The organism is Rathayibacter sp. VKM Ac-2754 (assembly GCF_009807095.1).
In the GTDB taxonomy this organism is placed as follows: Bacteria; Actinomycetota; Actinomycetes; order Actinomycetales; family Microbacteriaceae; genus Rathayibacter.
On the sequence record NZ_WUCC01000009.1, the window covers coordinates 26382 to 46588 of the forward strand.

Sequence of the window (20207 nt, forward strand, 5' to 3'; positions counted from 1 at the left end):
GCCGGGTCGCGGCAGTCGCGCCTCACGGCAGTCGCGCCTCGACCCACCGCGTCGCCGGCAGCCCGCGCACCCCGGGCCGCGCGGTCCAGAGCCCGCCCGCGAACGGATGCGCCGCCCGCTCCTCCGCCGAGAGGTCGCGCGAGGCGGACGACACGATCGCCACGTCGAGCTCCTCGCCCGCGAAGGCGATGCTCGACACGTGCGGAGCGTCGACGGCGATGCCCTCCCCCTCGACGCGGCGGCCCTCGGCGTCGTAGACGCGCACGCCGCTCCCGCCCCAGATCGCGCACCAGAGCCGCCCCTCGGAGTCGACGGTGATCCCGTCGACGAAGACGCCCTCCTCGGGCTCGAGGAACGTCTCGCGCGCGGACTCGCCGGGGTACGAGCGCCGGTGGACCACTCCCGACTCGGTGTCGACCGAGTACATCACCGAGCCGTCGGGCGACCAGCCGAGTCCGTTCGAGAGCCGCAGGTCGTGGTCGAGCACGGTGACCGAGCCGTCGTGCTCGAGGCGGAGGAGCACGTCGTCGCCCACGGACTCGCCCAGCGTCAGCGACCCGACCACCAGCCGTCCCTGCGGGTCGATCGAGCCGTCGTTGAAACGGTGCCCCTCGGGCAGCAGCTCGGAGCCGCGGGTCAGCGACCCGTCGACCTCGAGGATCGCGAGGCACCGGGTGAGCGCGACCAGCACGCGTCCGTCGCCGAGCGGCAGGGCGCAGCCGACCTGCTCGCCCACGTCCGAGCGCGAGATCGCGCCGATCCCCTCCGCGGTGAGCGGAGCCGAGAGCACGGCACCCGCCTCGATGTCGACCCAGGTCACGCGACCGGTGCCGGCGTCCCAGACGGGCCCCTCGCTGAGGATGTAGGAAGGGGTGCCCGCAGGCGTCGCGTCGATCATCCGCCCACCGTAGTCGCGGGCGGTGGGAGGCCGGGGGGCGGTTGACGCGCTCCCTTCGACGAGCGAGCGCGCCTCCGCCGCCACCCAGCGGACGAAGTCGGCGGCAGGGCCCGCGAGGGTGGGATCCGCCGTCGCCCCTCGCCGTCGCTGGTCGACAGCGGCCTCGAGCAGTCCGCGCCATCGGGGTTCGGTGCGGCCCAGCCACACCGCCGACTCCGCCTTCCCCGCGACAGTGCCGGACGTCGCCGTCCACAGGAGACGGGCGGCCGTGAGCACGGCGTAGGGCTGGGCCCAGTCGTCCACCAGCACCGCCGGGTCGTCGCGAATCCAGACCGCGCGTGCATCGGCCTGCTGCAGCGCCTCCGCCCGCAGGGCTCGGGGATCGATCTCGGGCACCAGCGTCGCGGCCGACTCCCCCGCCAGCGCGATCGCACGATGCCGGAGCAGCCAGCGCGCGTTCCAGGAGTCGTCGTGCGAGGACTCCACCAGCTCGCGGCTGCCGTTGTCGACGTACAGCCAGAGGCCGTGCGCTCCGACGGGGTCGCGCAGAGCGGAGGCGGTCACCCAGCTGCCCTCGAGCCGTCCGGCCCAGCGCAGCGGAAGGTCGGGAAGGGACCGGTGGAGAGCTCTCGCGGCCGCGATCCGGTCGGCGGAGAGCGCCTCCGCGCTCACGATCACGACATCCGCGTCGCTCGCCCGATCGCCGCAGCCCAGCGCGAACGAGCCCGTGAGGTGGACTCCGACGAGTCCGTCTCCGAGGATGTCCGCGACTCCGTCCCGCAGGGCGAGGAGGGTCTGCTCGAGATCGGCCGCCTCACCCTCCGGCAGCTGCCGCCGGAGAGTGGTGCGGATCGTCATGAGCCGACGGTACGCGCTCCTACACCTCCGCGCACCGTGCGGACAAGGGGTGAATAGCCCGGCGATACAAGGGTCTATCGTCGTCTCGCCGCACCCGAGGAGCAGACGGAGCCGGGGCGACAGGAGGGCCTTCTCATGTCGACAGGTACGACCGACTCGCGTGACGCGAAGGGTCCGGTGCGCAGTCTCGTCCCGGCACGCATCGACAGGCTCCCGTGGACGAGGTTCCACTGGTCGATCGTCGTGGGGCTCGGCTTCTCCTGGGTCCTCGACGGACTCGAGATCCAGATCGTCGCCTCCGCCGGATTCGCGAAGGAGTTCGGCCTCGACGCCGCGCAGGTCGGCGTGCTCGGCTCGGTCTACCTGGTCGGCCAGATCGTGGGGGCGCTCGTCTTCGGGCGGCTCAGCGACAAGCTCGGGCGGCGCAGGCTCTTCATCCTGACCCTGGTGATCTACCTGGTCGCGAGCGGACTCGCCGGCCTCGCGCCGAACTACGCGTTCCTCGCGGTGTTCCGCTTCTTCGCCGGCATGGGCATCGGCGGCGAGTACGCGGCCATCAACTCCGCCATCGACGAGCTGATCCCGTCGAAGTACCGCGGCCGCGTCGACATCGCGATCAACGGCACGTACTGGGGAGGCGCGGCGCTCGGCTCCGCGGCGAACCTGTTCTTCCTCAACGACGAGATCTTCGCCGAGAACGTCGGCTGGCGACTCGGCTTCTTCCTCGGCCCGATCCTCGGACTGGCGATCATCTACCTCCGCCGGCACATCCCCGAGAGCCCGCGCTGGCTGATGACGCACGGCCGGGAGGAGGAGGCGGAGCGCACCGTCGACGAGATCGAGCGCCGCGTGAAGGCCGAGGGCGGCACCGTCGAGCCGGTCGACGACTCGCTGGCGATCACGGTCAAGGCGACCGAGAGCATCCCGTTCCGCACCATCGCCCGCGTGCTGATCAGGCAGTACCCGAAGCGGACGCTGGTCGGCGCGACCATGATGATCACGCAGTCCTTCCTCTACAACGCGATCTTCTTCACCTACGCGCTGGTGCTCGAGAACTTCTACGGCGTGGAGCAGAGCGCCGTCTCGTACTTCTTCTTCCCGTTCGCGATCGGCAATCTGCTCGGCCCGCTGGTGCTCGGCCACCTGTTCGACGTGTGGGGCCGGCGCAAAATGATCTTCCTCACCTACGGGATCTCGGGCGCCGTGCTGGCGCTCTCGGCGCTGCTCTTCAGCATGGACGTGCTGACCGCGACGACCCAGGTCGTGCTCTGGTGCGTCTCGTTCTTCTTCGCCTCGGCCGGCGCCTCGAGCGCCTACCTGACGGTGAGCGAGATCTTCCCGCTCGAGCTGCGCAGCCAGGCGATCTCGTACTTCTTCACCCTCGGCCAGATCGCCGGCGCCGTGGCGCCGACCCTCTACGGCGTGCTGATCGGCGACGGCAGCGACCGCGGACCCCTCACCGTCGGCTACTACGTCGGCGCGGCGGTGATGATCGTCGGCGGCGTGGTGGCGCTCGTCTACGGCGTCGACGCCGAGCGCCGCAGCCTCGAGAGCATCACGGAGCCGCTCTCGACGGTGCGCGACTGACGGCGGGCGGCGGAGTCGCGGTACGCGCCTCGCCGTGCTCCACGCGAGGAGAAGTCTCGTCGCGGCATGTTCTTTTGTCAGGACATTGGGTGTAGCCTGGCGGCACGTCCCTTCTGATCCGCGCCGCCGCCCCTCGCCTCCCGCGAGGCGGCGACAGAAAGTTGTACAGAGCCGTATGACCCCCTCCACCACGACCTACGACGTGCTGACCATCGGCCGCGTCGGCGTCGACATCTACCCGCTCCAAGACGGTCTCGGTCTCGAGGACGTCGAGACCTTCGGCAAGTACCTCGGCGGGAGCGCGGCGAACGTCGCGGTCGCGGCGGCCCGTCACGGCCGCTCCGCCGCCCTGATCTCCCGTGCCGGCGACGACCCCTTCGGCCGCTATGTGAAGCGGGAGCTGCGCCGGCTCGGGGTGTCGGACGAGTTCGTCGGCACCGAGGCGGAGCTCGCGACCCCGGTGACGTTCTGCGAGATCTTCCCGCCGGACGACTTCCCGCTGTACTTCTACCGCAAGCCCAAGGCCCCCGACCTCGCGATCACGGCGCAGTCGCTCGACCTCGACGCCATCCTCCGCGCGAAGGTCTACTGGTCGACCGTCACCGGCCTGACCGAGGAGCCGAGCCGCTCCGCCCACTTCATCGCCTGGAAGGCGCGCGCCCGCAAGGAGCTGACCGTGCTCGACCTCGACTACCGGCCGATGTTCTGGAGCTCCCCGGCGAGGGCGACGCAGGAGGTGGCGAAAGCGCTCGAGTGGGTCACCGTCGCCGTCGGCAACCGCGAGGAGTGCGAGATCGCCGTCGGCGAGACCGACCCGCACCGCGCGGCCGACGCGCTGCTCGAGCGCGGTGTCGAGCTCGCGATCGTCAAGCAGGGCCCCCGGGGCGTGCTCGCCAAGACCCGCTCCGAGACCGTCGAGGTCGCCCCCTTCCCCGTCGAGGTCGTGAACGGTCTCGGTGCGGGCGACAGCTTCGGCGGCGCGCTCACCCACGGCCTGATCGAGGGCTGGGACCTCGAGCGCATCCTCCGCTTCGCCAACGTCGCGGGGGCGATCGTCGCCTCCCGCCGCGAGTGCTCGACGGCCATGCCGACCTCGGACGAGGTCGAGGCCTTCCTCGAGGAGCGCAGCGATGTCGCCGTCTGACGCGCTCCGGAGCGGCGACCGCGACGAGGCCTTCGCCCGGCTGCGCCGGCTCCGCGCCGAGGATCCGACCGCGGTCGCACGGATGCTCGCCGCCCGCCGCCGCCGCCCGCTCCTCGGTGAGAACGGCCGCCTCTTCATCGTGGCCGCCGACCACCCCGCCCGCGGCGCCCTCGGCGTCAGGAGCGACGCGATGGCGATGGCCGACCGCTACGACCTGCTCGACCGACTCGCGACGGCCCTCTCCCGCCCCGGAGTCGACGGCGTGCTCGGGACTCCGGACATCATCGACGACCTCGCCCTCCTCGGCCTGCTCGACGACAAGGTCGTGGTCGGATCGATGAACCGCGGCGGGCTCAAGGGCGCGTCGTTCGAGATGGACGACCGCTTCACGGGCTACGACATCGACGGCATCGTCCGCGACGGCCTCGACTTCGCCAAGACCCTGCTGCGGGTGAACCTCGCCGACCACGGCTCCGCGGCGACCATCGAGGCCAACGCCCGGGCCGTCACCGCCGCCGCGGCGGCCGGGATCCCGATCATGCTCGAGCCGTTCATGAGCGAGTGGGTCGACGGAGGGGTCGTCAACGACCTCAGCGCCGACGCCGTCATCACCTCGATCGCCATCGCCTCCGGCCTCGGCTCGACCTCGGCCTACACGTGGATGAAGCTGCCCGTCGTCGACGAGATGGCGCGGGTGATGGCCGCCACGACCATGCCGACCCTCCTCCTCGGCGGCGACCCGCAGGGCAGCCCGGAGGCCACCTACGCCAAGTGGCGCGAGGCGCTCGCCCTGCCCGGCGTGCGCGGGCTCGTCGTCGGCCGCACCCTCATCTACCCGGCCGACGGAGACGTCGCCTCCGCCGTCGACACCGCCGCCGCACTCGTGCACGGCGTCACCTCCTGAGCCCCGCACCGCTCCGCCCCTCCACAGAAGCGCCGCTCTGAGAAGCGTCCCTCCACAGAAGAAGGAATCATGTCCGAGACCACCGGCATCGCGCCGCTCACCACCGTCACCGTCGTCCCGCACTGGATCGACGGCGCACCGTCGCCCTCGACCTCGGGCCGCACCGCGCCCGTCTACGACCCGGCCCTCGGCGTCGTGACGAAGGAGGTGGCCCTCGCCGACCAGGACGAGATCGCGGCCGCCGTCGCGTCCGCCAAGGCCGCCTTCCCCGCCTGGCGCGACCTCTCGCTGACCAAGCGGCAGGCGATCCTGTTCCGCTTCCGCGAGCTGCTCGAGTCCAAGAAGGGCGAGCTCGCCGAGATCATCACCTCCGAGCACGGCAAGGTCCTCTCGGACGCGCTGGGCGAGATCACCCGCGGCCAGGAGGTCGTGGAGTTCGCGACCGGCCTCGCGCACCACCTCAAGGGCGAGTACTCCGAGCAGGTCTCGACCGGAGTCGACGTCTACTCGACGAAGCAGCCGCTCGGCGTCGTCGGCATCATCTCGCCGTTCAACTTCCCGGCCATGGTGCCGATGTGGTTCTTCCCCATCGCCATCGCGGCCGGCAACACGGTGATCCTCAAGCCCAGCGAGAAGGACCCGTCCGCCGCGATCTGGATGGGCGAGCTGTGGAAGGAGGCCGGCCTCCCCGACGGCGTCTTCACCGTCCTCAACGGCGGCAAGGAGGCCGTCGACGGCCTGCTCACCCACCCCGACGTCCGCTCGATCTCGTTCGTCGGCTCGACTCCCATCGCGCAGTACGTCTACGAGACGGGCACCAAGCACGGCAAGCGCGTGCAGGCCCTCGGCGGCGCCAAGAACCACATGCTCGTGCTCCCGGACGCCGATCTCGACCTCGTCGCGGACTCGGCGATCAACGCCGGCTTCGGCTCGGCGGGAGAGCGGTGCATGGCGATCTCGGTCGTCGTCGCGGTCGAGCCCGTCGCGGACGAGCTGATCACGAAGATCCAGGAGCGCGCGTCGAAGCTGCGCATCGGCGACGGCCGTCGCGGCTGCGACATGGGGCCGCTCGTCACCGAGCAGCACCGCGACAAGGTCGCCTCCTACATCGCCATCGCGGAGGAGGACGGCGCCGAGGTCGTCGTCGACGGCCGCGGCATCGAGGTCGACGGAGCCGCCGACGGCTTCTGGCTCGGCCCCACCCTCCTCGACAGGGTCCCCACGACCTCGCGCGCCTACACCGAGGAGATCTTCGGCCCGGTCCTCTCGATCGTCCGCGTCGCCTCCTACGAGCAGGGCGTCGACCTCATCAACAACGGGGCGTTCGGCAACGGCACGGCGATCTTCACGAACGACGGAGGCGCCGCCCGGCGCTTCCAGAACGAGGTCGAGGTCGGCATGATCGGCATCAACGTCCCGATCCCAGTGCCGGTCGCGACGTTCTCGTTCGGCGGCTGGAAGTCGTCCCTCTTCGGCGACACCAAGGCGCACGGCGCGGAGGGCGTCCGCTTCTTCACCCAGCAGAAGGCGATCACCTCGCGCTGGCTCGACCCGTCCCACGGCGGCATCAACCTCGGATTCCCCCAGAATTGACCGCTCGCCATCTGACGCTGGTGGATCTCGATACGCCCGCTCCGCGGGCTGCGGGCTCGATCAGCATGCAAGGGCAGCAGCGGGCAACGGGCGCAGCAGCAGCCCGCGGCTCCGCCCGCCAGCATGCTGGTCGAGTAGCCGCCGCAAGCGGCGTATCGAGACCCACGTCCGTCAGCAGCTCGGATCTGCAGGCCCACCCGCCCAGCATGCTGGTCGAGTAGCCGCCGCAGGCGGCGTATCGAGACCCACGTCCGCCAGCAGCTCGGATCTGCAGGCCCACCCGCCCAGCATGCTGGTCGAGTAGCCGCCGCAGGCGGCGTATCGAGACCCACCAGCGTCAGAAGACCGTTCTCCAGCACGCACGCGAGAAAGAAGGCAACGATGCAACGGCGCAACGACTGGATGTTCCCCCGCGGAGCACTGAGCCGCGACGGGTGGGAGTCCGTCGTCGACGACAGCGTCCCCGGGTGGCGGCACACCGGGCTGCGGGTCGCCGAGCTGGGCGACGGCGACGAGGTGGACCTGCCCGCCGCCGGGCTCGAGCGGCTCGTCGTCCCCCTCTCCGGCTCGTTCACCGTCCGGCACCAGAGCTCGGGCCCGTCGACGACCACCCTGCTGGAGGGTCGGGACTCGGTCTTCGACGGTCCGAGCGACGTGCTCTACCTCTCGACGCTGTCGTCCGCGACCGTGTCGGGGGTGGGGCGGGTCGCGATCGCGGAAGCACCTGCCGCCTCCGTCCACCCGAGCCGCCACATCGCGCGCGTCGACATCCCCGTCGAGCTGCGGGGCGCCGGCCGCTCGAGCCGCCAGGTGCACAACTTCGGCACCCCCGGCGCGCTCGAGGCCGACCGGTTCATCGTCTGCGAGGTCATCACTCCGGCCGAGAACTGGTCGAGCTTCCCCGCGCACAAGCACGACGAGGAGATCCCCGGGCAGGAGACGCGGCTCGAGGAGATCTACTACTTCGAGTCCGCCGTCAGCCGCGGCGTGCAGGCCCCTCCGGCCGCCGAGCCGTTCGGGATGTTCAGCACCTCGTCCTCCCCCGCGGGAGAGATCACGATCGACGCCACCGTGCGCAGCGGAGACATCGCCCTCGTCCCGTTCGGCTACCACGGCCCCGCGGTCGCGGCGCCCGGCTACGACCTCTACTACCTCAACGTCATGGCGGGCCCGGGATCCGAGCGCGCCTGGCTGATCAGCGACCATCCCGCGCACGGCTGGATCCGCGGCACCTGGGACGGCCAGGAGATCGACCCGCGACTCCCGTACACCACGACCGAAGGAAGCACGCACGCATGAGCACGACGAAGCGGATGACCGTCAGCCAGGCGCTGATCGAGTTCCTCGCGAACCAGTGGACCGTCGACGGCGACGTCCGCGAGCGCACCATCGCCGGGACCTTCGGGATCTTCGGTCACGGTAACGTCGCCGGGATCGGCCAGGCCCTGAAGCAGATCGAGGCCGAGCAGCCCGGCCTGATGCCCTACCACCAGGCCCGCAACGAGCAGGCGATGGTGCACCAGTCGGTGGGGTACGCCCGGATGCGGCGACGCCGCGCGACCTACGCGAGCGCCGCCTCCGTGGGCCCGGGAGCCGCGAACATGCTGACCGGCGCGGCCCTCGCGACCACCAACCGGCTCCCCGCGCTGCTGCTGCCCAGCGACACCTTCGCGACCCGCGTGGCCGACCCGGTGCTGCAGCAGATCGAGCTGCCGCACGACACGTCGGTGCAGGTGACCGATGCCTTCCGGCCGCTCTCGCGCTTCTTCGACCGCGTCGACCGCCCCGAGAAGCTCTTCTCCATCGCCCTCGCCGCGATGCGCGTCCTGACCGACCCGGCCGAGACGGGGGCGGTCACGATCGCGCTGCCCGAGGACGTCCAGGCCGAGAGCCTCGACGTCCCGCTCGAGTTCCTCGCCCCGCGCGAGTGGCACCTGCGCCGTCCGCTGCCGGAGGCGGGCCCGCTCGCCCGCGCGGTCGCCGCGATCCGCAACGCGGAGAACCCGATCATCGTCGCCGGCGGCGGCGTGATCTACAGCGGCGCCGAGGACGCGCTGAAGGCCCTCGTCGAGGCGACCGGCATCCCGGCCGGCACCACCCAGGCGGGCGGCGGATCGCTGGACTGGGACCACCCGCAGTACCTCGGCGGCATCGGCGCGACGGGCACGACCGCGGCGAACCGCCTCGCCGCGCAGGCCGACGTCGTCATCGGCATCGGCACCCGGTACTCCGACTTCACCACCGCCAGCCGCACCGCGTTCCAGGCCCCCGACGTGACCTTCGTGAACGTCAACGTCGCCTCGTTCGACGCCTACAAGCACGGCTCGCAGCTGCCGGTGATCGCCGACGCGAGGGAGGCGCTCACCGCACTGCTCGCCGCGCTCGGCGACCACACCGTTCCCGCCGAGTGGGCCCGGCAGGCCGCCGACGAGAAGTCCGCCTGGGACGCGACCGTCGACGCGGCCTTCGAGCCCACGGGCAGCTCCCTGCCCGGGCAGGCCGAGATCATCGGAGCGGTCCAGTCCGCCTCCGAGCCGCGGGACGTCGTCATCCAGGCCGCCGGCTCGCTGCCGGGCGATCTGCACAAGCTGTGGCGGGTGCGCGACAGCCTCGGCTACCACGTCGAGTACGCGTTCTCGTGCATGGGCTACGAGATCGCCGGTGGCCTCGGGGTGCGCCGTGCCGCTCCGGACCGCGACGCGATCGTCATGGTCGGCGACGGGTCGTACCTGATGCTGCACACCGAGCTGGTCACCGCGGTGGCCGAGGGGATCAAGCTCATCGTGATCCTGCTGCAGAACCACGGCTACGCCTCGATCGGCCACCTCTCCGAGACCGTCGGCTCCGAGCGCTTCGGCACGAAGTACCGGTTCCAGGACGAGACGGGCGGCTTCCAGGGGACGCGGACGCTCCCCATCGACCTCGCGGCGAACGCCCGCAGCTACGGAGTCGACACGATCGAGATCGAGCCGAGCCCCCGCGCGATCGACGACCTGAAGGCGGCGATCGCCGCCGCGAAGGCCTCCGACACGACGACCCTCATCCACGTGAACAGCGACCCGCTGTCCTACTCGCCCGACGGCGAGGGCTGGTGGGACGTGCCCGTCGCCGAGACGTCGACGCTCGAGTCGACGGAGACCGCTCGCCGGACCTACCTCGAGAAGCGCGAGCGGCAGCGCCCGCTGCTCGGCTGAGCGCCGCCAGCATGCTGGTCGAGTAGCCCCGCAGGGGCGTATCGAGACCCACGTCCGTCAGCAGAGGAGACTTCTGCTCCACCCTTCTGACGGACGTGGATCTCGATACGCCCGCTGCGCGGGCTACTCGATCAGCGAGGGAGGGAACGCGCGGAGAAGAACACGTCCGCTGGGAGGCTCACCGAGGAAGAGACCCTCGGAAGCTCGCTGGTCGAGCAGCCGCCGCAGGCGGCGTATCGAGACCCACCTCCCTGCAGACGTGAGACCTCTTCCTTCTTCTGCGATGCGGGCCGTGGGCTCGATCACCGCCTTTCCGACGTCCTCATCACCGATCGACGAGCGTGATCTCGAACGAGTAGAGGTCGGGGCGGTAGCAGTGCTGGCCGTACTCGACCGCGCGACCGGAGTTGTCGAAGGCGGTCCGCGTCATGGTCAGCACGGCCGCGCCCTTGCGCAGGTCGAGCAGCTCGGCCTCGCGGGCCGTGGCCGCGCGCGCACCGATCCGCTGCTTGGCGACGCGCATCGCGACGCCCCTGGCCCGCAGCAGCTGGTAGAGACCGTGCGTCTCGAGGGCGGTGAGGTCGAGGTCGACGAACTCGGCCGGGAGGATGTTGTCGAGCACGGCCAGCGGCACGCCGTCCGCCGAGCGGACGCGCACGATGTGCACGACCGGCGACCCGAGCTCGACGCCGAGCGCCCCCGCCGCCGTCTCGTCGGCCACTCCGACCGAGGAGTGCAGGGTCCGCGTCTCGGGCGTCTGCCCGGACCGCTGGAGGTCCTCGTAGAGGCTCGTGAGCTCGACGTTGCGGGTCACCCGCCCGTGCACCACCTGCGTGCCGATCCCTCGACGACGCACGAGGAGCCCCTTGTCGACGAGGTCCTGGATGGCGCGCCGGATCGTCGGACGCGACATCCCGAGGCGGTTGCCCAGCGCCACCTCGTTCTCGAGACGCGAGCCGGCCGGCAGCGTCTCGTCGAGGATGGCCTTCTCGAGGCGGGTTGCGATCTGGTGGTAGAGCGGGATCGGGCCCGAGCGATCGAGGTCCATGAAGAGATCCATGGGCAGGGTCTGCTCCTCCTGAAGTGCCATGTGTCTCCCCCGTCGTCACGCCGTGCGTATGGGCTTACATTATGCCCTCCATGTCACCTCGCGCTCCTTACGTCTTATTGTTAGGACAATTGCTCCTGGCGCCACTAGGCTGATTCCCATCACTCGACGGTGATCCCGTCGGCCGGACCAGCCCTGGAGAAGACATGAGCGACACGCTGACCGCAGACGAGACCTCGACCGCCGCGGCGCCGGTCCTCCCCCTGCGCGCCGCGGCCGAGAGCACGCCGACCAGCCTGTGGAACGACTCCGCCGATCTGCGCGAGCTCGAGCGCTCCATCTCGTTCGGCGCCGTGGGCGCGACCTGCAACCCCGTGATCGCGCTGACCACCATCGAGAAGAACCTCGACGTCTGGGCCCCCCGGATCGCGCAGCTGGCGCTCGAGAACCCCACCGCGGGCGAGAGCGAGCTCGGCTGGCTCGCCATCGAGGCCATGTCGATCGAGGCGGCCGCCCTCCTCGTCCCCGCGTTCCGGGCGAGCGGCGGCCGCGACGGCCGGCTCTCGGTGCAGACCGATCCGCGCCTCCACCGCGACGCCGACGCCCTCGTCGCCCAGGCCGTGCACTTCTCTGAGCTGGCCGAGAACATCATCGTGAAGATCCCCGCGACCGCGGTCGGCATCCGCGCGATCGAGGAGGCGACGTACCGCGGAGTGAGCATCAACGCCACGGTCTCCTTCACCGTCGCGCAGGCCGTCGCCGTCGCCGAGGCGATCGAGCGCGGTCTCGACCGTCGCACGGCGGAGGGGCTGCCCGAGCACGAGTTCGGCTCGGTCGTGACCATCATGGGCGGGCGACTCGACGACTGGATCAAGGCCTCCGCCGCCGCCGATCGACGCCTCGTCGAGCCGGGGTACCTCGAGTGGGCCGGAGTCGCCGCCCTCAAGAAGGCCTACTCGATCTTCCGCGAGCGCGGCTACCGCTCCCGCATCCTCTCGGCCGCCTTCCGGAACCACCTGCAGTGGTCCGAGCTCGTCGGCGGCGACCTCGTCGTCTCCCCGCCGTTCGAGTGGCAGCTGCTGATCGACGAGAACCGGATCGCGGTCGACTTCGATCGGATCGACTCCCCCGTCGCCCCCGAGATCCTCGAGGCGCTGCTCGAGCTGCCGGAGTTCCGCCGCGCCTACCTCGAGGACGGCATGAGCATCGACGAGTTCGACTCGTTCGGCGCGACCCGGCGCACGCTGCGGCAGTTCCTCGACGCGGACGCCCGCCTCGACGCCCTGGTCCGCGACATCCTCCTCCCGGTGATCTGATCCGGTGGGCGGGGAGAGCGGGGGCGGCACCGACGACATCACCTTCCGCTCCCGCCGCTGGGTGCGCCCCGAGGACCTGAACGCCCACGGGAGCCTCTTCGGCGGCAGCCTCCTGCGCTGGATCGACGAGGAGGCGGCGATCTACGCGATCCTGCAGCTCGGGAACCCGCGCGCGGTCACGAAGTTCATCTCCGAGATCGAGTTCGTCTCCTCCGCGGTGCAGGGCGATCTCATCGAGATGGGACTGCGCGCCACCGCGTTCGGCCGCACGTCGCTGACGATGCGGGCCGAGGTGCGCAACATGATCACCCGCCACCGCATCCTCGCGATCGACCGCATCGTCTTCGTCGGCCTCGACGACCAGGGCCGGCCGACTCCGCACGGCTACACCGGCATCACCTACGAACGCGATCGGCTGCCGGCGCACGGCTGACACGTGCGGGGCGCCCCCTGAACCCGAGCACGGGCAGGGGGCGTCCCGCCGACCTCACTTCCCGGTGCGGACCGTGTAGATCGCGCCGGTCGTGACGTCCTCCTCGATCGCCTCGAGGGTCCGGCCGCGGGTCTCGGGAACCTGCGTCGCGATGAAGACCAGCGCGACCACGCCGATGCCCGCGAAGACGAAGAACGTGCCCGAGATGCCGATCGCCTCGACCACCGTCGGGAACCACAGGCCGAGCACCGCGTTCGCGATCCAGCCGAAGAACACCGCGAGGCCGATGGCGAAGCCGCGGATGAAGAGCGGGAAGATCTCGGCGAGCATCACCCAGATGGCGATGTTGAGGAAGGTCTGCATCGAGCCGACGAAGAGGACGACGAGCAGCAGGATCACGAAGGGACGCGCGGCGTTGCCGACCGGCAGCGCGATCGACGCGACGCCGATCAGGAAGTGCATGGCCGTGGTCAGCGAGAAGCCGAGCAGGAGGGTCGTGCGCCGGTTGATCCGCTGCATCAGCGAGAGGCCGATGACGCCTCCGATGACCGAGATGACACCGGGCGCGATGTTCGCGATGAGGGCCGACCCCTCGTCGAACCCGGCCTCGGTCAGCACCGACTGGCCGTAGTACATGATCGAGTTGATCCCGGTGAGCTGCTGGCCCACGCTGATGCCGATGCCGACCAGCACGATCCGGAGGATCCACTTGTCCTTCAGAGATCGCCAACCGCCCTGCGGACGGGCCGACTCCGCACGCGCGGTGCTCTCGATCTCGTCGAGCTCGGCCTGGGCCCGCTCGCGGCTGCGGACGGTGGTCAGCACCGCGAGCGCGTCGTCCATCCGGCCCTTCGAGATCAGCCAGCGCGGCGACTCCGGGACGCCCGCCATGCCGATCAGCAGAGCGGCGGCGGGGAGCGCGCTGACCGCCAGCATGTAGCGCCAGACGCTGCCGTGGTCGGCCCAGACGGTGCCGATGATCGCGTTGACGACGAAGGCCGACAGCTGTCCGACGACGATCATGAGCTCGTTCCGGCCGGCGATGGAGCCGCGGATCTCGTAGGGCGCCAGCTCCGACAGGAAGACCGGCACGACGACGGAGGCGCCGCCGACCGCGAGACCGAGGACGGAGCGGCCCACCACCATCACCTCGAGGTTCGGCGCGAAGACGCAGGTGAGCGCGCCCGCGATGAACAGGATCGCGAGGAGGATGATCGTCCGTCGCCGGCCCCAGGAGTCGGAGAGGCGGCCGCCGAGCAGGGCGCCGATCGCGGCGCCGACCAGGAGGGAGCTGGTGACGACGCCCTCGGTGAGGGTCGTGAGTCCGAGCTCCTCGGCCATCGGGGCGAGCGCCCCGTTGATGACGCCGGTGTCGTAGCCGAAGAGCAGGCCGCCGAGGGTCGCGATGAGGGCGACGACGCCGAGGCGGCGGCTGTGCGGACCCGCGGTGAGGGGCGGTAGCGAGCGGGAGGGGTGGGCTGGTGCAGTCACGGAGACTCCTTCGTCCGGTGGTGAGGCCCCCTGGCCGTGCCGTGGTCGACGTCGTCGTGACTCTCCGGAGCCGGGGTGCGACGACGTCGACGCTGCCTTCCCGGTCGAGCATACCTCACTTATGGTCAATGTGCTATTGTAAGAACATTAGCCAGACCGCTACCAGGGAGTTGTACACCGCCGTATGATCCAGACACTCGTCCGCGCCTCCGCCCCCACCGCCGGAGACCCCCGGTGAAGGCCTCCCTCGCCGGCGCTCCCGTCAGCTTCGGCGTCTTCGAGCTGACTCCCGAGGGGTCGGAGGTCGTCTCGCCCGACGATCTCGTCGACATCCTGGCCCAGGCCGGCTACACCGGCGTCGACCTCGGCCCGGTCGGCTACCTCGGCCGGGGCGCCGAGCTGCGCGGGCGGCTCGAGCGGTCCGGACTCGAGCTCGCAGGCGGCTGGATCCAGCTGCCCTTCACCGACGACGAGGCCTTCGCCGCCGCGCTCCCGCAGCTGCACGAGACCCTGCGGCTCTTCTCCGAGGCGTCCGAGAGCGGACCGTCGCGGCTCCCCCTGCCCACCCTCGCCGACGACGGCTCGACCGCCCGGCGCTCCTCCCCCGGTCGCGGCGAGGCCGCCGATCCCCTCGACGAGGAGCGCTGGTCGCGTCTCGTCGCCAATGTCGACCGCGCCGCGACGATCGTCCGGGCCGCCGGCTTCGAGCCGACCTTCCACCACCACGCGGGCACCTACATCGAGTCGCCCGGCGAGATCGACCGGTTCGTCGGGGCCGTCGACGTCGGCCTGACCCTCGACACCGGTCACCTGCTGATCGGCGGAGGCGATCCCGTCGCCGCGATCGACCGGTGGGGTCCGCACATCAACCACCTGCACCTCAAGGACGTCGACGTCGCCGAGCTCCACCGCGTGCTCTCCGCCGGCGGCGGCATGCGCGAGGTCTGGTCCTCGTCGTCCTTCGTCGCCTTCGGCCGGGGCGACATCGACCTCGACGCGGTGATGACCGCGATCGACTCGAGCGGCTACGACGGCTGGGTGGTGGTGGAGCAGGATGTGCTCAACGCGCCCGACGCCGTCATCGACGACTTCCGCGCCGAGCGCGGCGAAGACCAGAGGATCAACCGCGAGGCGCTCCGCTCCTGGGTGTGAGCCCGCCCCGCCCCCCTCACTCTCCCCACCCTCTCGACCGCCCCCTGGGCAGCTAGGACAACGACGTGACTCACAAGCCGCTCCGCTTCGGACTCATCGGCACCGGCCGCATCGGCCAGGTGCACGCCGCCAACATCGCGGCCGACCCCGAGGCCGCCCTCGCCTGGGTGTGCGACCCCTTCATCGACGGTGCGAACGCCGTCTCGGCCCTCTACGGCGGGACGGTGACGACCGACGCGGCCGAGATGTTCGCCTCCGGTGAGATCGACGCGGTGCTCATCGCCTCGCCCACCGCGACGCACGTCGACCTCCTCGAGGCGGCGATCGACGCCGGCGTCCCCGCCCTGTGCGAGAAGCCGATCGACCTCGACATCGCCCGCGTCGACGCGCTCCTGCCCCGGGTGCAGTCGTCGGGGGTGCCGATCGCGCTCGGCTTCAACCGCCGCTTCGACCCCGCGTTCGCCGAGGCGCGCGCCCGGGTCGCGGCCGGCGAGATCGGAGCGCTCGAGCAGCTCTCGATCATCAGCCGCGACCCCGCCGCCCCGCCCGCCGCCTACGTGGCGGTGTCCGGAGGCATCTTCCGCGACATGACGATCCACGACTTCGACATGGCCCGCTTCTTCCTGCCCGACATCGTCGAGGTCTCGGCGACGGGCACCACGACCTTCGACCCCGGCGCGCGCGAGCACGGCGACTTCGACACCGCGGTCGTCACCCTCCGCGCCTCCTCCGGCGCCCTCGTCTCGATCACGAACTCGCGCCACAGCTCGGTCGGCTACGACCAGCGCATCGAGGCGTTCGGCGCCGACGGCTCGATCGAGGTCGCGAACGCGCTGACGAGCCTGGTGAGCGTCTCGAACGCGTCGAGCGTCCAGGCGAAGCCGCCGTACCAGGACTTCTTCCTCGAGCGCTACTCCGTCGCCTACCGGGCCGAGCTCAGCGAGTTCATCAAGCTCGCGCGGGGCGAGGAGTCGACCAGCCCCACCTTCGCCGATGGTCGCGCCGCGCTGATCCTCGCCGACGCCGCCGCCCGCTCGGCCGTCGAGCGCGTCGCGGTCGGCGTCGCACTGTGACCGCGGCGAGCGGGGAGACGAAGCGATGAGCCTCCGCCTGGCCGCGTCCGCAGAGATGCTCTTCGCCGAGCTGGACTTCGCCGACCGCGTGCGCCGCCTGCACGAGCGCGGCTTCGAGGTCGAGATCTGGGACTGGTCGACGAAGGACCTGCCCGACCTCGCGGCGACCGGCGCGACGTTCTCGTCGATGACGGGCTACCTGTTCGGCGACCTCACGACCCCGGACGGGATCGCCGAGCTCCTCCGCACCGCCGAGCTCTCGCTCGACGCGGCCGAGATCATCGACAGCCCCCGCCTCAATCTGCACGGCACCGGCCTCGCGCCGGGCGGGCTGCCGGTCCGGCCTGGCAGCGACGTGTCTCCCCAGGAGCGCGACCGGGCGCAGGAGACGCTCACCCGTCTCGCCGAGCTCGGCGAGTCCCGCGGCAGGGTCTTCACCCTCGAGAACCTCAACACCGCGGTCGACCACCCGGGCACGCCGTTCGCCCGCGCGGAGGACACGCTCGCGCTGGTCAGCGCCGTCGATCGGGCGGGGCTCCGACTCAACCTCGACCTCTACCACGCGCAGATCGGCGAGGGGAACCTGATCGAGCTGGTGCGCCGCGCCCAGCCGTGGATCGGCGAGATCCAGGTGGCCGACGTGCCGGGCCGCTGCGAGCCGGGCACCGGCGAGATCCGCTACGAGGCGATCGCTCGCGAGCTGCGCACGCTCGGCTACGACGGCGTCGTGGGTCTCGAGGCCTGGCCCTCGACCGACTCGGAGTCGGCCCTCGACGCCTTCGAGGCGGCCTTCCGCGGCTGACGCCCACCCCCCCCTCGCTGATCGAGTAGCCCGCGCAGCGGGCGTATCGAGATCCACGTCCTTCAGCACGAAGGCTTCAACCCGATCTGCTGACGCTGGTGGGTCTCGATACGCTCCTCCGGGGCTACTCGACCAGCATGAGGGAGGGACGGCGCACGCCGACTTCTCCCCCATCCCCGAGACACGAAGCGGCCTCTCCGCTTCTGAGAGAAGTGCCCTCCTGCGCACGCCCCTCTCCTCGCTGATCGAGTAGCCCGCGCAGCGGGCGTATCGAGATCCACGTCCGTCAGAAGGCCGAGCCCGAGGACCGGCCTGCTCACGCGGGGGCTACTCGACCAGCATCCTCGTCAGCTGTCGTAGGTGGTGGGCCCCGTCACGCCGTGCACCGTCTCCCACGCGCGCGCCGCGTCGCTGCGGACGGCCGCCTCGACGATCTCGGCCGCCGACCACGCGTCCGACGCCGAGGGGGCGAGCTGCCGCCCCGCGAGGACCGAGCCGAGGAACAGCGAGGCCTCGATCGTCTTGAGGTCGTCGAACCCCATGCTCGTCCCGGCGCCGGGCTGGAACCGCCCGAAGTCGCCGAAGCCCGGCTCGGCCATCACGGTCCGGTAGCCGCTGGGGTCGTCGGCGAGCTGCAGCTCGTTCAGCCGCTGGAAGTCCCAGCGCAGCGACCCCTTCGTGCCGTACACCTCGAGCGCGTACTCGGCGCGGGGCCCGACGGCCACCCGGCTCGCCTCGAGCACCGCGACGGCGCCCGACTCGAACCGGCCGAGGAGCGCCGCGTAGTCCTCGTTCTCGACGGCGCCCTTCGCCGCGTCGTCGTCGCCCTTGCTGAAGTGACCGGCCGCCGCGGAGCCGGGCAGCGGACGCTCGCGGACGAAGGTCTCGGTGACCGCGGAGACCGAGTCGATCCTCCCGACCACGTACTGCGCCAGGTCGGCGCCGTGCGACAGGAGGTCGCCGAGGACGCCGGACCCCGCGCGGTCGCGCAGGAAGCGCCAGGTGAGCGCGCCGAGCGGATCGGCCGAGTAGTCGGCCAGCAGGCGCACGCTGACGTTCGTCACGGTACCGAGCGCGCCCGCGCCCACCAGAGCGCGGGCCTTCGCCACCGCCGGCGCGTGGCGGTAGTTGAAGCCGACCGACGTCACGATCCCGGCGGTCCCGGCCGCGCGCGCGATGTCCGAGGACTCGAGTGCGGAGCGCCCCATCGGCTTCTCGATCCAGAACGGCTTGCCCGCCTCGGCCGCCGCGAGGGCGACCTCGCGGTGCAGGAAGTTGGGCGCGCAGATCGAGACGACGTCGACCTCGGGGTCGGCGAGCACCTCGCGGTAGTCGGCCGTGGCGCGCCGGTAGCCGAGGACCTCCCGGGCGCTCGTGCGGGTCGCGGGGTCGGTGTCGGCGGCCGAGACGAGGTCGACGGCGACCCCGAGGTCCGGATAGTGCTCCGGGACCGCGCGATACGCACGAGTATGGAGGCGACCCATCCATCCGACCGATACCAGTCCGACTCCCAGTCGGTGAACCATGGCGCTCTCATTCCTTCTCGTCGACGCTGAACGGCACCACTCTACCTCCATGACAATATGTATTGACATTTGCAACGCCCGACTTCATACTCGACGCGACAGCGACGTTTTCCCGGACCGTCATCGACGACGGCATCCGCATCGAAGGGACTTTCAATGAAGAAGCGATTCCTCACCGGACTCGGCGTCACGGCCGCGGCCGCACTGCTGCTGAGCGGATGCACGGGGACCGGTCAGGAGCCCGCCGCCAGTGCCGGAGGCGGCGGCGACTACACCTACGCCGTCGTCACGCACTCCGGCCCCGGCGACGCCTTCTGGGACCGCGTGAAGTCGGGGGCCGAGGCCGCCGGCGCCGACTACGGAGCGACGATCACCTACAACGCCGATCCCGACCCGGCCAAGCAGTCGCAGCTGATCGACAACGCGGTGGCCCAGGGAGTCGACGGCATCGTCGTCTCGATGGCCAACCCCGACGGAGTGAAGGACAGCGTCGAGAAGGCGGTCGCCGCCGGCATCCCGGTGGTCACCATCAACTCGGGCATCGAGCGCTCGGCCGAGTTCGGCGCTCTCACCCACATCGGCCAGAGCGAGACCGTCGCCGGCGAGGCCGTCGGCACGAAGCTCGCCGAGGCGGGGGCGACGAACGCCCTCTGCGTCATCCAGGAGGCGGGCAACGTCGGTCTCGAGGAGCGCTGCAAGGCGGCCGCCTCGACCTTCGGCGGCACGATGTCGAACCTGCAGGTCGACGGAACGAACGACGCCGAGGTCAAGGCGACGATCAAGTCGAAGCTGCAGTCCGACCCCTCGATCGACGGCGTCCTGACGCTCGGCGGCCAGTACGCTATCGACGCCGTCGGCGCCGTCTCGGAGTCGGGCAGCTCGGCGCAGGTCGGCACCTTCGACCTCTCGGAGGACGTGGTCACGGCGGTCGAGGACGGCTCGATCGCCTTCGCGGTCGACCAGCAGCCCTACGTCCAGGGCTTCCTCGGCGTCACCGCGCTCTCGCTCTACAGCACCAACGGCAACGTCATCGGGGGCGGCCAGCCCGTCTACTCCGGTCCCGCCTTCGTGACGAAGGAGAACGCCGCGGCGGTCGCCGAGTTCGCCGCGAACGGCACCCGCTAGCAGCACCACGGAGGCCGGCGTCGCCCCGCGCCGGCCTCCGCTCTCCCCCTTCGAACAGGAGTC

Annotated in this window: 16 protein-coding genes; 12 read left to right on the forward strand and 4 right to left on the reverse strand. The window is 71.0% G+C overall.

The features are described 5' to 3' along the window. Positions 1–22: 22 nt before the first annotated feature. The gene (locus tag GRS92_RS14620) at positions 23–1756 is read right to left on the reverse strand and encodes an SMP-30/gluconolactonase/LRE family protein (protein WP_159857690.1); all 1734 of its coding nucleotides are present in this window, start codon (positions 1754–1756) and stop codon (positions 23–25) included. 135 nt (positions 1757–1891) lie between these two features. Here GRS92_RS14620 and GRS92_RS14625 point away from each other — a divergent pair, with 135 nt between their 5' ends. The 6 genes from GRS92_RS14625 to iolD all read left to right on the forward strand — a co-directional run bounded on the left by GRS92_RS14625 (position 1892) and on the right by iolD (position 10178). Continuing rightward, positions 1892–3343 carry an MFS transporter gene (locus GRS92_RS14625; protein ID WP_159857692.1) on the forward strand — a complete coding sequence of 484 codons (1452 nt, stop codon included), beginning with the start codon at positions 1892–1894 and terminating at the stop codon, positions 3341–3343. Positions 3344–3518: 175 nt separating this feature from the next. After that, positions 3519–4487, forward strand: coding sequence for a 5-dehydro-2-deoxygluconokinase (iolC, locus tag GRS92_RS14630; protein ID WP_159857694.1), 969 nt, complete (start codon positions 3519–3521; stop codon positions 4485–4487). Next, positions 4474–5391 (forward strand): class I fructose-bisphosphate aldolase, encoded by a 918-nt coding sequence (locus tag GRS92_RS14635; RefSeq protein ID WP_159857696.1) that lies wholly within the window; start codon positions 4474–4476, stop codon positions 5389–5391. Before iolC ends, GRS92_RS14635 begins: the two co-directional genes overlap by 14 nt. Positions 5392–5460: 69 nt before the next feature. Further along, positions 5461–6984 (forward strand): CoA-acylating methylmalonate-semialdehyde dehydrogenase, encoded by a 1524-nt coding sequence (locus tag GRS92_RS14640; RefSeq protein ID WP_159857698.1) that lies wholly within the window; start codon positions 5461–5463, stop codon positions 6982–6984. A gap of 381 nt (positions 6985–7365) precedes the next feature. Beyond that, positions 7366–8283, forward strand: a complete 918-nt coding sequence (gene iolB, locus GRS92_RS14645) for a 5-deoxy-glucuronate isomerase (RefSeq protein WP_159857700.1) — start codon at positions 7366–7368, stop codon at positions 8281–8283. Continuing rightward, positions 8280–10178, forward strand: coding sequence for a 3D-(3,5/4)-trihydroxycyclohexane-1,2-dione acylhydrolase (decyclizing) (gene iolD / locus GRS92_RS14650; RefSeq protein ID WP_159857702.1), 1899 nt, complete (start codon positions 8280–8282; stop codon positions 10176–10178). The genes iolB and iolD overlap by 4 nt, the downstream gene beginning before the upstream one ends. A 325-nt stretch (positions 10179–10503) precedes the next feature. Here iolD and GRS92_RS14655 read toward each other — a convergent pair whose 3' ends face one another. Then, a complete protein-coding gene (locus GRS92_RS14655; RefSeq protein ID WP_327437448.1) occupies positions 10504–11268 on the reverse strand; it encodes a GntR family transcriptional regulator in 765 nt (254 codons plus the stop codon). A gap of 164 nt (positions 11269–11432) precedes the next feature. On the opposite strand from GRS92_RS14655, the gene GRS92_RS14660 reads away from it, so the two are divergent. Together GRS92_RS14660 and GRS92_RS14665 are read left to right on the forward strand one after the other, a co-directional pair. Further along, positions 11433–12542 carry a transaldolase family protein gene (locus tag GRS92_RS14660; protein WP_159857704.1) on the forward strand — a complete coding sequence of 370 codons (1110 nt, stop codon included), beginning with the start codon at positions 11433–11435 and terminating at the stop codon, positions 12540–12542. Positions 12543–12546: 4 nt separating this feature from the next. Beyond that, positions 12547–12975: an acyl-CoA thioesterase gene (locus GRS92_RS14665; RefSeq protein ID WP_159857706.1), complete on the forward strand. Its 429-nt coding sequence runs from the start codon at positions 12547–12549 to the stop codon at positions 12973–12975. 54 nt (positions 12976–13029) lie between these two features. On the opposite strand, the gene GRS92_RS14670 is transcribed toward GRS92_RS14665, so the two are convergent. Continuing rightward, positions 13030–14466, reverse strand: coding sequence for a sugar porter family MFS transporter (locus GRS92_RS14670; protein ID WP_159857708.1), 1437 nt, complete (start codon positions 14464–14466; stop codon positions 13030–13032). Between the two features lie 234 nt (positions 14467–14700). Here GRS92_RS14670 and GRS92_RS14675 point away from each other — a divergent pair, with 234 nt between their 5' ends. The 3 genes from GRS92_RS14675 to GRS92_RS14685 all read left to right on the forward strand — a co-directional run bounded on the left by GRS92_RS14675 (position 14701) and on the right by GRS92_RS14685 (position 17493). Continuing rightward, positions 14701–15618, forward strand: a complete 918-nt coding sequence (locus GRS92_RS14675) for a sugar phosphate isomerase/epimerase family protein (RefSeq protein ID WP_159857710.1) — start codon at positions 14701–14703, stop codon at positions 15616–15618. A 65-nt stretch (positions 15619–15683) separates the two neighbouring features. Next, positions 15684–16691, forward strand: coding sequence for an inositol 2-dehydrogenase (iolG, locus tag GRS92_RS14680; protein ID WP_159857712.1), 1008 nt, complete (start codon positions 15684–15686; stop codon positions 16689–16691). Positions 16692–16716: 25 nt separating this feature from the next. Next, on the forward strand, positions 16717–17493 hold the full coding sequence (locus GRS92_RS14685; protein WP_159857714.1) for a TIM barrel protein: 777 nt from the start codon (positions 16717–16719) through the stop codon (positions 17491–17493). Between the two features lie 347 nt (positions 17494–17840). Here the strand turns inward: GRS92_RS14685 and GRS92_RS14690 are convergent, their stop codons facing one another. After that, complete coding sequence (locus GRS92_RS14690) at positions 17841–19019, reverse strand: Gfo/Idh/MocA family protein (RefSeq protein WP_159857716.1); 1179 nt, start codon at positions 19017–19019, stop codon at positions 17841–17843. A gap of 156 nt (positions 19020–19175) precedes the next feature. Between GRS92_RS14690 and GRS92_RS14695 the strand changes: the two genes are divergently transcribed. Continuing rightward, a complete protein-coding gene (locus tag GRS92_RS14695) occupies positions 19176–20144 on the forward strand; it encodes a sugar ABC transporter substrate-binding protein (RefSeq protein ID WP_159857718.1) in 969 nt (322 codons plus the stop codon). The last annotated feature ends 63 nt before the right edge of the window (positions 20145–20207 follow it).

What these genes read in the sequence shown, in the direction of transcription:
- GRS92_RS14620 (WP_159857690.1), bottom strand. Translation starts at nt 1,756, where the DNA reads ATGACGATCCGCACCACTCTCCGGCGGCAGCTGCCGGAGGGTGAGGCG.
- GRS92_RS14625 (WP_159857692.1), top strand. Translation starts at nt 1,892, where the DNA reads ATGTCGACAGGTACGACCGACTCGCGTGACGCGAAGGGTCCGGTGCGC.
- iolC (WP_159857694.1), top strand. Translation starts at nt 3,519, where the DNA reads ATGACCCCCTCCACCACGACCTACGACGTGCTGACCATCGGCCGCGTC.
- GRS92_RS14635 (WP_159857696.1), top strand. Translation starts at nt 4,474, where the DNA reads ATGTCGCCGTCTGACGCGCTCCGGAGCGGCGACCGCGACGAGGCCTTC.
- GRS92_RS14640 (WP_159857698.1), top strand. Translation starts at nt 5,461, where the DNA reads ATGTCCGAGACCACCGGCATCGCGCCGCTCACCACCGTCACCGTCGTC.
- iolB (WP_159857700.1), top strand. Translation starts at nt 7,366, where the DNA reads ATGCAACGGCGCAACGACTGGATGTTCCCCCGCGGAGCACTGAGCCGC.
- iolD (WP_159857702.1), top strand. Translation starts at nt 8,280, where the DNA reads ATGAGCACGACGAAGCGGATGACCGTCAGCCAGGCGCTGATCGAGTTC.
- GRS92_RS14655 (WP_327437448.1), bottom strand. Translation starts at nt 11,268, where the DNA reads ATGGCACTTCAGGAGGAGCAGACCCTGCCCATGGATCTCTTCATGGAC.
- GRS92_RS14660 (WP_159857704.1), top strand. Translation starts at nt 11,433, where the DNA reads ATGAGCGACACGCTGACCGCAGACGAGACCTCGACCGCCGCGGCGCCG.
- GRS92_RS14685 (WP_159857714.1), top strand. Translation starts at nt 16,717, where the DNA reads ATGAGCCTCCGCCTGGCCGCGTCCGCAGAGATGCTCTTCGCCGAGCTG.
- GRS92_RS14690 (WP_159857716.1), bottom strand. Translation starts at nt 19,019, where the DNA reads ATGGTTCACCGACTGGGAGTCGGACTGGTATCGGTCGGATGGATGGGT.
- GRS92_RS14695 (WP_159857718.1), top strand. Translation starts at nt 19,176, where the DNA reads ATGAAGAAGCGATTCCTCACCGGACTCGGCGTCACGGCCGCGGCCGCA.